Source organism: Polaribacter sp. M10 (genome assembly GCF_054968445.1).
The window spans coordinates 82,479-94,866 of sequence record NZ_JBSSBG010000016.1 but is presented as its reverse complement, the minus strand read 5'-3'; the positions used below and the strand labels follow the sequence as shown (position 1 = coordinate 94,866).

Here is a 12,388-nt window from a genome sequence, read left to right as displayed (position 1 = left end):
CCAACAACGCAGCAATTTGGGGAGCTATTTTATCAATTCCGATTGCATTAGCATTAAAGTTTTTACCAATTGCGGCTTTAGAACCTTGGATGCATCAAATGGGAATTGCAACTTTATTATCTATGGCAGTAACTATGATATTAAGTTATTTACAAAACAAAGGTGCAGATGATGAAAAAGGTATAGAGATTTCTAAAAACCTATTTAAAACAACTCCATTATTTAATATGGGGTCTATAGTAGTCTGTATTTTATTAGCAGTGTTGTATTCGTTATTTTGGTAAAATAACTTACCATATTCATTTTTACAGAAAACGCCTAATATTTAAATTAGGCGTTTTTTTTTATTTCTTTTTGATGATGATTTCTTCAAAGTCATCAGTTTTGTCAACATTTAAAAAAAGATTTTGAGCTTCTTTTGGTGGTAATGTTAATTTACGAGTTCTTAAATCTAACCAAGCTCCATATACTTTCACAATTGCTGATAATTGCCCTTTTTGATTAAATATTTCGTGTGTTATCTTCCAGCGTTCGTTGTTTTTAGAAAGACCTGAAACTTTAAAGTTTGCAGAAATATTTTCGCCCATATAAATTTCTTTTCTAAAAGAAGTTTCTTCTGTAAAAAGTATTGGTCCAATATTGTGTTTGCTAAAATCTTCTAGTGTAAAGTTTTGGCCTGCAAAAAAACGAACTCTAACTTCTGCTGCATAATCATTGTAAGCTGTATGACGCATGTGTCTGTTTGGGTCAAAATCAGACCATTTTGTTGTAAAATCTACTTTAAATTCCATATTATTTTAAAATAAAAAAAAGCCTGTTAGGTTTAGAACCTATCAGGCTTATCAATTAATTTTAAGGATTGTTAGTTTTTAACAATCTCGCTTTTATCTTTTAATTTTAATTCGCTTAAAACATTTAGTGCTTCTGATACATACATATCTTTAGATAAATTTTTGTGCCAAGCGACTCTTTTATCCTTTAAATCTTCATTTTCTTTAAATAAAGATTGCTCGTATTTTGGCGAAGTAAATGTTAAGTTTGATTTATAATCGAAAACAGATTTAAATTTTTCTGCTTCTTTTTCTCTCATTTCACTTTCTTTAAAATAGGTTTTATAATTTAAAGAATACGAAGTATCATCTTGATTTTTCTTTAGCCATTTTGCGTATTCATTTACCAATTTAAAGTTTGTACTATTGGCAATTCTTTGTTTGCTATTGTAAACAACATCATTAAAATTTGCATAGGTATTGGTTTGTGTATAGTTGGCTTGTGGTACTTTATCCCAATCTAGAGCATCTTCTAAATCGCGTTCGCCATATTTCATATAACTTAATCTACTTGGCATTGCTATATCTGAGTAAACCCCTTCTTTTTGAGTAGAACCACCATTAACTCTATAAAATTTTTGAATGGTCATTTTTAAGTATCCTAAGTCATTTTTATATTTTGGATAAAACTGATTGATAGGCAATACATTTTGTACAGTTCCTTTACCATAAGTTTGGTTACCACCTAAAATAACTCCTCTTTTATAATCTTGCATTGCTGCTGCAAAAATTTCTGAGGCAGAAGCAGAAAATTCGTTTACCAAAACAACCACAGCTCCATCCCATTGAGTTTTAGGATCTATATCATTTTTAATAATAGGGCTTTCTCCTCTATATTTAACTTGTACAATTGGTCCTTCATCAATAAATAATCCAGATATTTCTATGGCAGTTTTTAAAGAACCACCACCATTATTTCTTAAATCTATAATTAAACCATTTACACCTTCTGCTTTTAATCTTTCAATTTCTTTTTCCATGTCTTTTGCAGAATCTCGATAGTTATTATCAGAAAAGTCGATGTAAAAACTTGGTAAATCTATAATGGCATATTTTTTTCCATCTTTTTCTACAATGCTCGATTTTACAAAAGTTTCGTCTAATTGCACTACATCTCTAATTATAGAAATTACTTTTGTAGTTCCATCTAACTTTTTCTTAACCGTTAATCGAACTTCAGTTCCTTTTTTACCTTTAATAAATTTTATGGCATCATCTAAACGCATACCCACAATATCTAAAGGTTCTTCATCACCTTGAGCTACTTTTAAAATAATATCTCCAGGTTCTAATTCGCCTTGTTTAGAAGCAGGGCCACCAGCAACCAATTCAAATACGTGTGTGTAAATTCCTTTCTTTTGCAAACGCGCTCCAATTCCTTCTAACTTACCAGAAATGGTTTGGTCAAAACGTTCTTTTATAGAAGGGTCCATATAAGTTGTATGAGGATCGAAAGCACCAACTACCGAATTTAAGAATGTAGAAAACCAATCATCATGTTCTAATTCTTCAATTCTAATGTATAATTCATCCATGTTTTCTAGCACTTTAGCTCTTGCTTCTTTTTCTAAAGTGGCAAAAGATTTTGGCTTGAATGATTTGTCTTTTTTAAGTTTTTCTTCTTGTAAATTGGTTTGTTCTTCAATTCTACTTAATGTTTGTAGTTTTAATTGTTTTCTCCAATAATCAATTAATTCGTTATCATTTTTAGCAAAAGGAACTTTTTCATAATCTAAATCGATTACTTCATTTTTATTAAAATTAAAAGGTTGTGCTAATAATTCTCCATAATAAGATTTTGCATTTTTAATTTTGGTTAAAAAACGGCCATAAACTAAATTGTAAAAAGATAAATCGTCTTGTAAAAGCTGATTGTCTATTTGGTATTTGTATTTAGAAAATTCCTTAATATCTTTTTGCGTAAAGTATCTTTTGTTGCTGTCTAAACCGTCTATAAAAGAATTAAAAACGTGTTCAGAAAAATCATCATTCATATCTTTTACAACAAAATGTCCTCTAGTTAAAATGTTTTTTAAAACATAAATTAAAACTTTGTCTTTTTCTGGATCAAGATTTGTTATTTCAAGTTTTTCTGATGCGTTAATTGCAATACTATTTATCAACAAAACAATTGCTAATAATAAGGTGCTAAATTTAAATTTCGTCTTCATAAACCTACTGTCGTTATTTGTATTTAAAAATTACTAATCTTACTTGCTAATCTACTAAAATAGTGCCAAATTTTTTAGAAACCAACTCTTTTTAAAAATACTCTTAAAATTTAAGAATTGATTATGTTTTATCTTCTTTAGTCTAAAAAAATATGTAAAGAAATTAAATTAAGAAAAATTAAGAATTATAATCTGCTCGCTTTAAATTATTTATTTAACTAACAATATTACTTAAATTTTAAGGTATTCGTTCTTTATAAAATGTTAAAAAGAAAATCAATTAAAATAAATTAGATTTAAGCAAAAGACTTAAATTTAGAGTTTAAAAATGATTCTTTATGAACGAAAGACCTTTGATTTTAGTAACCAATGATGATGGCATTACTGCTCCAGGAATTAGAGCTTTAATTAAAATAATGAACAAAATTGGAGAAGTTGTAGTGGTTGCTCCTGATAGTCCACAAAGTGGAATGGGACATGCAATTACTGTTGATAATGTATTGACATGTAATCCTATAACTATAGATGATGGTCCGCAATTAGAATATACTTGCTCTGGTACGCCTGCAGATTGCGTAAAAATGGCAGTTAGCGAAATTCTAAATAAAAAACCAGATTTGTGTGTTTCTGGTATTAATCACGGACCAAATTCTTCGATTAACGTTATTTATTCTGGAACAATGAGTGCTGCAATAGAGGCTGGTATAGAAGGGATTCCTGCAATTGGTTTTTCTTTATTAGACTTTAAATGGCATGCAGATTTTAAACCTTGCGAAAGCTTTGTTAAAAATATTACCTTAAATACTTTGTTAAACGGATTGCCAGAAGGAATTGTTTTAAACGTAAATATTCCTGATTTAAAGAAAGAAGAAATTAAAGGAACCAAAATTTGCAGACAAGCAATGGGAGTTTGGAAAGAAGATTTTGACAAAAGAAAAAGTCCTTTTGGTAAAGAATATTATTGGCTTTCTGGCGAATTTGTAAACAGAGATAAAGGTCAAGACACAGATATTTATGCGTTAGAAAATGGTTATATTTCTATTGTACCTGTTCAATTCGATTTAACTGCACATCATATGATTCAAAAATTAAATTCTTGGGAACTGTAAAAAAAGAAATATTAATAGGAGTTTTAGTTGCTGTATTTGCCACACTTGCTGGTTGTTATTTATATGTAGAATATTTTTCTAATGTGGGTTTTAACGAAACTCTACAATTGATAGAAGATGGAGATTTATATGGCAAAATACTATCTATAGCTGCAATTCCTAATTTATTTGTGTTTTTAGTTTTTATTAAAAAAAAGCAAGACAATAGAGCTAAAGGTGTTTTGTTAACCACAATAATTATTGCTTTAACCACCTTAATTTTAAAGTTTATCTGATGAAATATTACATTATTGCAGGTGAAGCCTCAGGAGATTTACATGGTTCTAATTTAATGAAAGCTTTGTACAAAGAAGATGCTGATGCAGAAATTAAATTTTGGGGTGGTGATTTAATGAAATCAGTAGGAGGTACACTTGTAAGTCATTATAAAGAAAGAGCTTTTATGGGTTTTTTCGAAGTGCTAAAAAATCTAAATAAAGTACTTGTTTTTATTAAGTTTTGTAAAAGCGATATCGAATTATTTCAACCAGATGTAATTATTTTTATCGATAATTCTGGATTTAATTTGCGTATTGCCAAATGGGCAAAACAAAAAGGGTATAAAACCAATTATTATATTTCTCCTCAAGTTTGGGCAAGTAGAGCTACAAGAGTAAAAGCCATAAAAAATGATGTAGACAAAATGTTTGTAATTCTCCCTTTTGAAAAAGAATTTTACAAAAAATATGATTACGATGTAGATTTTGTGGGTCATCCTTTAATTGATGCCATTGCAGATCGAGAACAAACTGATGTAGAAAAATTTAGAGAAGAATATAATTTAGGAGACAAACCCATTATTGCATTATTACCAGGAAGCAGAAAACAAGAAATTACCAAAATGCTTTCTGTAATGTTATCTTTAGTAGATGATTATCCTTATTATAAATTTGTAATTGGTGGTGCTCCAAGTCAAGATTTTTCTTTTTATCAAAATATAATCGGAACCAAAAAAGTAAGTTTTATCAATAATAAAACCTACGATTTACTATCCATTTCTACAGCAGCTGTAGTTGCTTCTGGTACAGCAACTTTAGAAACCGCTTTGTTTAAAGTGCCTCAAGTGGTTTGTTATAAAGGTAGCTTTATTTCGTATCAAATTGCAAGACGAATTGTAACTTTAAAATACATTTCTTTAGTAAATTTAATTATGGATAAAGAAGTGGTTACAGAATTAATTCAGAACGATTATACCAAAACAAATCTTAAAAAAGAATTATCTAAAATACTTGATGAAGAACACCGAGAAAAATTGTTTTTGGATTATTTTGAATTAGAAAAAAAGTTAGGAGGTAAAGGTGCATCAGCAAAAACAGCGAAACTAATTATACAGAATTTAAAGCCTTAAGGCTATGAATAAAAATTTACTTTTTATTATACTATTACTTTTTATTTTAAGTTCTTGTTCTTCTACTAAAAGTGTTGTAAATAATCATAGCAAAACAAAATCTAAATCTATTTCTAAAGCAGATCTTGTTGTTGCAAATGCGTTACAATATAAAGGTGTAAAATACAAATACGGAGGCACAACAAGAAAAGGAATGGATTGCTCTGGTGTAGTTTATGTTTCTTTTGGAGCAGAAAATATTCCATTACCTAGATCTTCTAGATACATGGCAAAAGAAGGTAAAAAAGTTGCTTTAGGTAAAGTTAAAAAAGGCGATTTATTATTCTTTAAGATAAGCAAAAATTCCAACCAAATTAATCATGTGGGCTTGGTAACTGAGATTAAAAACGGACAAATTTTCTTTATTCATTCTACAAGTTCTAGAGGTGTAATTGTTTCATCAATGTCGGAAAAATATTGGAAAAACTCCTTTGTAAAAGCAACTAATATACTGTAAGAAAGTCTGTTAAAATTTTAGTATCTTTATCAAGCTATATGAAAAAGATACTGAGTTATTTACCTCTTCACTTCGTGATTTTTATAATTTTAGGAATTATAACACAATTCTATACAAGTATTTGGCAGTTTGGTTTTGCTAAAATTACGGTCTTATTCTTTATTTTTTTAAGTTTATTGTTGTTGATAAATCAAAAAGTTATCAGAACTATTTTAGCATTTATTTTTTTCTTTTGTATAGGGATTTTTACTGTTTTTGTAAACAACAATTTGAATTATGAAAACTATTATCAAAACCATTTAAGTGATAAGTCTGTAGCTATTTTAAAGGTTGATAAAATTTTAAAACCGAGCATTTATCACTATAAATTTGAAGCTGAGGTTTTGCAAGTTAATCGCATTAAAACAAGAGGTAAAGTACTTTTAAATTTATCAAAAGATAGTGTAATAGAACCTTTTAAAGTAGATGAATTATTAAGTGTACCAGCTGATTTTATTCCAATTCAAAAGACTTTAAATCCACATCAATTTGATTATCGATTTTATCTGCAAAAGCAAGGAATTCATCAACAAGTATACCTTACAAAAAATAACTTTTTAAGAGTAGGTTTTAAAAGCTTTTCGTTAATTGGTTTATCAGCAAAAGTTAGAAGTAAAATTCAAGAATCATTAAAAAAGTATCAATTTAAAGAGGATGAATTAGCAGTAATAAATGCGCTTTTATTAGGGCAAAGACTAGAAATTTCTAAAGAACTTTTAGCAAATTATTCTAAAGCAGGCGCCATTCATATTTTAGCAGTTTCTGGTTTACATGTTGGTATAATTTTGTTGATTTTATCGTGGTTCTTAAAACCTTTAGAAAGGTTAAAAAAAGGAAAACTCATAAAAACCATTTGTATTGTTCTATTACTTTGGATGTTTGCCTTTATTGCTGGTTTGTCTGCTTCTGTAACAAGAGCTGTTACTATGTTTACTTTTTTAGCAATTGGCATGTCTTTTCAACAGAAGAATATTTCTTTATTTTCGTTATTAACATCGATGTTTTTCTTATTGATTTTTAAACCAATGTTTTTATTTGATGTTGGTTTTCAAATGAGTTATTTAGCAGTTTTCGGAATTATTTTAGTGCAACCCAAATTGTATAAAATTTACATACCTAAATTTAAAATTGATAAAAAAATCTGGCAATTAACTTCGGTTTCAATTGCAGCTCAAATAGGAGTTTTGCCTTTAAGTTTGTACTATTTTCATCAGTTTCCAGGATTATTTATGCTTTCTAATTTAATCATTATTCCGTTTTTAGGAGCTATTTTAATTTTCGGAATTTTAATTATACTATTGGCCATATTTGGAGTTTTACCTCAATTTTTGGCAAACCTTTATGGTGATGTTATCTCTACCATGAACAGTTTTGTAAGTTGGGTTTCGCATCAAGAACAATTTTTATTCAAAGAGATTTCGTTGTCATTTTTTATGATGTTGTTAACCTATGCTGTAATTGTATTCGGAATCTTTTTTTTGACGAAAAAATCGCCCAAAAGATTCATTTATTTTCTGGCTTCTGTTTTTGGTGTACAAAGCTTTTTTCTGTTTGAGAATCATCAAAAGAAAACAAAAGATGAATTTATAGTTTTTCATAAAACTAGAAATTCAGTTCTTGGAAAAAGAATTGGAAATCAAATTGAAATAAATCACGACTTAGATTCTTTAGTTATCCAAAATACGGGTTTGTTAGTGTCTTATAAAATAGGTGAAAACGTAAAGGAAACTATAAAACATCACATTGATAATGTTTATCAATTTAAAAATAATACAATTTTGGTGGTAGATAGTTTAGGTGTGTATCAATTAAATGGGTTAAAAAATCCGATAGTATTGTTGCAACAATCACCAAAAATAAATTTAGAAAGATTGATAAGAATAATTGAACCCAAACAAATTATTGCAGATGGTTCTAACTACAAAAGTTATGCAAAAAGGTGGCAAAAAACAGCTAAGAATAAAAAAACTCCTTTTCATGACACTGCAGAAAAAGGAGCTTATATTTTAAAGGATTAACTTTTTATATTGCTTTTAAAATCTTTTTCAAAATTAATCCATTCTTGATCTTTATACGCTTTGGTGTTAAAAAAAGCGAGAATTTTCTCAAATCTCTCAGCAGATAAATAACCAGGTATTTTTTGTAACATTTCTTCTTCTGCAGACATAAATATTGTTGAAGGATAAGATAATTTACCTTCTAATAAAGCCGCTGATAATTCATGAAATTCTGTTCTGCCTTCTTTTTTATATTTAAATGTGTAGCCTTTGTAATTTATATCTTCTTTGCCTTCTCCGTTTAATTTAATGGCATAAAAATTTGCGTTTACATAGTTTATAATTATTGGATTAGAATAAGTTTCTTTATCCATTTTTTTGCAATAACCACACCAATTTGTATAAACATCTATTAAAATTGGTTTTGGGTTTTCTTTGTTTAAAGCGATTGCTTTTTCGAAAGAAAGCCAATTGATTTCGTTTTGTGCATTGCTTGTAAAACTAGCGAATACTATCAGTATTAGTAAATATGCTTTTTTCATGAATGAACATTTACAAAGTATACACCAAAGTTAATAAATATCTGCTGATTTAAAATTTTCCTTATTTTTGAGCATAAAAAAAAACTCATTAATTTTAGTTTATGAGGTTTTATAATACTATTTATTCATCAGCTAATTCGAATCCTTCAGTTTCTTTGTCTCCTGTAACAGCAATGTTTTCTGCTCCATGAGTTAATCTTTTTAGAGGTTTAAGAATAGCTATAATTAATAGACCAAAAAGGGTACAAGTAATTGCTATTCCAGTAAATACTTCAAAATCTCCAGCATTTTCAGATAAACCACCAATTAGACCAGCTACTTTATTACCTAAACCAGTAGCAGCAAAATAGGCTCCCATCATAAAAGATGCATATTTAATAGGAGCTAGCTTTGTAATGAATGATAATGCTACAGGAGATGCACAAAGCTCTCCAATAGTATGGAATAGATAAGCAAGTACTAACCAGATCATTGCAGATTTTTCTGCAATTTCATCTCCATTCATAATTACTTCTGATGCAGCTTTGCTCATAAAGAAAAAACCAAATGCCATAATAATTACACCAATTGCCATTTTAAATAATGATGATGATTCTTTTCCCTTTTTTTTCCATCTATGCCAAAAACCTCCAACAGCTGTACCTAAAACAATTATAAAAAATGCGTTAATAGATTGAAAAACAGCAGCAGGGATTTCATTACCAATTAAAGGTAGTGTAAAAGGTATAATTCTATTTGTTTTTTGCTCAGTATATAAACTCATTAATCCTCCAGCTTGTTCAAAAGCTCCCCAAAAAACAATAATTATTAAAAATGATAGAAACATTACTAGCATTCTATCTTTTTCTATTTTATTTAAAGGTTTTTTTAATAAATCTTTATCTGGAGAATCCGCTTTACCAATAAAATCACCAACAGTTCGTAAATATTTTAACCCATACATATATACAATTTGACCTAATGCCATTCCAATACCAGCTAATCCAAAACCATAATGCCAACCATATTTAGCAGCAACAGCACCAACAATTAAAGCACCTAAAAAAGCTCCAAGATTAATACCTATATAAAAAACGTAAAAACCTCGATCTCTTCTATCATCACCTTGTTTATACAAACCGCCAACCATTGTAGAGATGTTTGGCTTTAGAAAACCTACTCCTATAACAATAAAAACTAGTCCTGTAAAGAATGCCCATTGCGCATCAACTGCTAAAATTCCATGGCCTATACAAAGAAGGATTCCACCTAACATTACTGCTTTTTTCTGTCCAATAAACTTATCTGCAACCCAGCCTCCTGGAATAGAAGTTAAATAGACAAACATTGTATAAGTACCATAAAAAGAAAGTGTTTCTCCATTTGTCCATCCAAAACCAGATTGAGGGTTTCCTAAAATAACAGGAGCTGCAAGATATAATGTTAAAATTGCTCTCATTCCATAGTAAGAAAATCTTTCCCACATTTCTACAAAAAACAAAACATACAATCCTGCAGGATGTCCAAATAGTTCTTTTTGATGTGGTAGTTTAGCTGTATTGCTCATAAAATATATCCTTTTATTTCTTTAGTTTTATTCGATTATTTTAATAAATGTTCTACAACAAAATTAGTCATTTTGGTGTATAAATTTAATCTTGTATTTCTTCCTTTGTAAATTCCGTGAGTTCTGTCTGGTACAATAAACATATCGAATTGTTTGTTGGCTTCAATTAAAGCATTTATCATTCTCATTGAGTTTTGCACGTGTACATTATCATCTCCAGTTCCGTGAACCAATAAGTAATTTCCTTCTAGTTTATCTGCATAATTTATAGGAGAATTGTCATCATAACCACTTGCATTTTCTTGTGGAGTTTGCATATAACGTTCTGTATAAACAGTATCGTAAAAACGCCAAGAAGTAACTGGAGCTACAGCAATTGCAGTGGTAAAAATATCATTACCTTTTAGCAAAACATTTGTGCTCATAAAACCACCATAAGACCATCCCCAAATACCAATATTCTCTTTGTCTATATAAGGCAATTCTGCTAATTTTTTAGCAGCTGCTATTTGATCTTCAACCTCAAATTTACCTAGTTCTTTTTGAGTAACTTTCTTAAAATCTGCACCTTTTAAACCTGTTCCTCTACCATCTACACAAACTACAATCATTCCTTTTTGGGCTAACATATTATGCCAATAATCGTTTGCAGCATTCCATCTATTACCCACTTGCTGAGAACCTGGTCCAGAATATTGAAACATAAACATTGGGTAAGATTTGCTTTCATCAAAATCTACAGGTTTAATCATCCACATGTTTAAATCATTACCATTAATATTAATGGTAGAAAATTCTTTAGGACTCATTTTGTATGCTGCTAATTCTTCCTTTAATGCTGCATTATCTTTAATCACCTTTAGCATTTTTCCTTTGGCATTGTATAAAGAATAAATTGGTGGAGTTTCAGCAGAGGAATACGTATTGATAAAGTAATTTAAATTGGTGCTAAAAGCGGCAGAATTTTGCCCATCTTCATTACTTAAAAGCTTTTTGTTTTTTCCATTTAATTTGATAGAATAAACACCTCTGTTGATAGATCCGTTTTCTACAGATTGATAATAAATTGTTTTTTTAGATTCGTTAAAACCATAATAACGAGTTACTTCCCAATTTCCTTTTGTAATTTGATTGATTAATTTTCCATCAAAATCATAATGATAAATATGGTTGTACCCATCTTTTTCGCTGGTCCAGATAAAAGAATTATCAACTAAAAAAGTAAGGTTGTCTGTAATGTCTATATACGCTTTATCAGTTTCGTTTAATAATACAGATGTTGTATTTTTTACTGCATCAACTTTATGTAATTTTAAATCATTTTGATGACGATTTAAAGTAGTTGCCACTAAAATTTTATCATCATTAGACCATTTTATTCTTGGGATATATTCATAATCACCCAAATCGATTTTTTTACTGTTTTCTGATGCAATTGTGTACATGTGTAAAGTAACCACTGCATTTGTTTCTCCTGCTTTTGGGTATTTAAAAACTTGTTGACTTGGGTATAAATCTTTCCCAACAATATCCATAGAAAAAGTGGGTACTTTGCTTTCATCGAAACGTAAATACGCTAAATATTTGCTGTTATTACTCCACTCAAAAGCTCTAACAAATGCAAATTCTTCTTCGTAAACCCAATCTGTAATACCATTTATAATGCTGTTCTTTTTTCCGTCTTTGGTTACCTGAATAATTTTGTTTTCAGAAAAATCTTTGATAAAAAGATCGTTGTTTTTAGCGTAAGCTACTTTTTGATTGTCAGGAGAAAAAATCGGCTCTTGAATATCTTCGCCTATTAAAGTTGCTTTTTTTGATGCAATATCGTAAGCATAATAAGTACCTGTATAAGAATGTCTGTAAATCTTTTTAAAGTTTGTGCCTAATATAATTTTGGTTTCATCATTGTTAAAACTGTAAGATTGAAATCCATCAATTTCTGGTAAATCTTTGCTATTTACAATGGTTTCTACTTTTTCTAAAGTGGCATAACTATATTTATCAACAGAGCTGTTTTTGTCTTTATCTCTATTTAAAAGCGAATAAAAATCGCCATTCATAGAGTTTAAAGAGTTCATTCTTTTGGCAGAAAAAGTCCCATCCCAAATTTCTTCGAGAGTAATTTCTTTGGTGCCAGAAGTGTTTTTTGATGCTTGTTGTGAGTAATTTAAAGAAGTGATCAATGTGAAAATTGTTACTAAAATGGTGCTTTTTTTCATTTGAGACTTTGTTTTTAATAAAGATTTGCCAAGTTTACGGAAAAATCCA

The 12,388-nt window shown here is 29.1% G+C and carries 10 protein-coding genes and 1 pseudogene; 6 read left to right on the top strand and 5 right to left on the bottom strand.

Features of this window, described 5'->3' with window-relative positions; genetic code table 11:
• Positions 1-284, top strand: a pseudogene (locus ACWYN7_RS13745) (sodium/glucose cotransporter); the annotation flags it as partial.
• Positions 285-344: 60 nt separating this feature from the next.
• On the opposite strand, the gene ACWYN7_RS13740 reads toward ACWYN7_RS13745, so the two are convergent.
• Together ACWYN7_RS13740 and ACWYN7_RS13735 are read right to left on the bottom strand one after the other, a co-directional pair.
• A complete protein-coding gene (locus tag ACWYN7_RS13740) occupies positions 345-791 on the bottom strand; it encodes an acyl-CoA thioesterase (protein WP_462860548.1) in 447 nt (148 codons plus the stop codon).
• Between the two features lie 71 nt (positions 792-862).
• Positions 863-3,001, bottom strand: coding sequence for a carboxy terminal-processing peptidase (locus ACWYN7_RS13735; RefSeq protein WP_462860547.1), 2,139 nt, complete (start codon positions 2,999-3,001; stop codon positions 863-865).
• 338 nt (positions 3,002-3,339) lie between these two features.
• Between ACWYN7_RS13735 and surE the strand changes: the two genes are divergently transcribed.
• Genes surE through ACWYN7_RS13710 form a run of 5 tightly spaced genes read left to right on the top strand, consistent with a single transcriptional unit; the run spans position 3,340 to position 8,050 of the window.
• Positions 3,340-4,110 carry a 5'/3'-nucleotidase SurE gene (gene surE, locus ACWYN7_RS13730; protein WP_462860546.1) on the top strand — a complete coding sequence of 257 codons (771 nt, stop codon included), beginning with the start codon at positions 3,340-3,342 and terminating at the stop codon, positions 4,108-4,110.
• Positions 4,098-4,385, top strand: a complete 288-nt coding sequence (locus ACWYN7_RS13725; RefSeq protein ID WP_462860545.1) for a hypothetical protein — start codon at positions 4,098-4,100, stop codon at positions 4,383-4,385. The genes surE and ACWYN7_RS13725 overlap by 13 nt, the downstream gene beginning before the upstream one ends.
• Positions 4,385-5,497 carry a lipid-A-disaccharide synthase gene (lpxB, locus tag ACWYN7_RS13720; RefSeq protein WP_462860544.1) on the top strand — a complete coding sequence of 371 codons (1,113 nt, stop codon included), beginning with the start codon at positions 4,385-4,387 and terminating at the stop codon, positions 5,495-5,497. Before ACWYN7_RS13725 ends, lpxB begins: the two co-directional genes overlap by 1 nt.
• A 4-nt stretch (positions 5,498-5,501) precedes the next feature.
• Positions 5,502-5,993 (top strand): C40 family peptidase, encoded by a 492-nt coding sequence (locus tag ACWYN7_RS13715; protein WP_462860543.1) that lies wholly within the window; start codon positions 5,502-5,504, stop codon positions 5,991-5,993.
• Positions 5,994-6,031: 38 nt separating this feature from the next.
• Complete coding sequence (locus ACWYN7_RS13710; RefSeq protein ID WP_462860542.1) at positions 6,032-8,050, top strand: ComEC/Rec2 family competence protein; 2,019 nt, start codon at positions 6,032-6,034, stop codon at positions 8,048-8,050.
• On the opposite strand, the gene ACWYN7_RS13705 is transcribed toward ACWYN7_RS13710, so the two are convergent.
• The 3 genes from ACWYN7_RS13705 to ACWYN7_RS13695 form a co-directional block, all read right to left on the bottom strand.
• Complete coding sequence (locus ACWYN7_RS13705; protein ID WP_462860541.1) at positions 8,047-8,571, bottom strand: thioredoxin family protein; 525 nt, start codon at positions 8,569-8,571, stop codon at positions 8,047-8,049. The two genes, ACWYN7_RS13710 and ACWYN7_RS13705, sit on opposite strands and share 4 nt — an antisense overlap.
• 121 nt (positions 8,572-8,692) lie before the next feature.
• Complete coding sequence (locus ACWYN7_RS13700) at positions 8,693-10,117, bottom strand: peptide MFS transporter (RefSeq protein ID WP_462860540.1); 1,425 nt, start codon at positions 10,115-10,117, stop codon at positions 8,693-8,695.
• Between the two features lie 35 nt (positions 10,118-10,152).
• Positions 10,153-12,339: a S9 family peptidase gene (locus tag ACWYN7_RS13695; RefSeq protein ID WP_462860539.1), complete on the bottom strand. Its 2,187-nt coding sequence runs from the start codon at positions 12,337-12,339 to the stop codon at positions 10,153-10,155.
• Between the last annotated feature and the right edge of the window lie 49 nt (positions 12,340-12,388).

What these genes read in the sequence shown, in the direction of transcription:
- ACWYN7_RS13735 (WP_462860547.1), bottom strand. Translation starts at nt 3,001, where the DNA reads ATGAAGACGAAATTTAAATTTAGCACCTTATTATTAGCAATTGTTTTG.
- ACWYN7_RS13705 (WP_462860541.1), bottom strand. Translation starts at nt 8,571, where the DNA reads ATGAAAAAAGCATATTTACTAATACTGATAGTATTCGCTAGTTTTACA.
- ACWYN7_RS13740 (WP_462860548.1), bottom strand. Translation starts at nt 791, where the DNA reads ATGGAATTTAAAGTAGATTTTACAACAAAATGGTCTGATTTTGACCCA.
- ACWYN7_RS13695 (WP_462860539.1), bottom strand. Translation starts at nt 12,339, where the DNA reads ATGAAAAAAAGCACCATTTTAGTAACAATTTTCACATTGATCACTTCT.
- ACWYN7_RS13710 (WP_462860542.1), top strand. Translation starts at nt 6,032, where the DNA reads ATGAAAAAGATACTGAGTTATTTACCTCTTCACTTCGTGATTTTTATA.
- surE (WP_462860546.1), top strand. Translation starts at nt 3,340, where the DNA reads ATGAACGAAAGACCTTTGATTTTAGTAACCAATGATGATGGCATTACT.
- lpxB (WP_462860544.1), top strand. Translation starts at nt 4,385, where the DNA reads ATGAAATATTACATTATTGCAGGTGAAGCCTCAGGAGATTTACATGGT.
- ACWYN7_RS13700 (WP_462860540.1), bottom strand. Translation starts at nt 10,117, where the DNA reads ATGAGCAATACAGCTAAACTACCACATCAAAAAGAACTATTTGGACAT.
- ACWYN7_RS13715 (WP_462860543.1), top strand. Translation starts at nt 5,502, where the DNA reads ATGAATAAAAATTTACTTTTTATTATACTATTACTTTTTATTTTAAGT.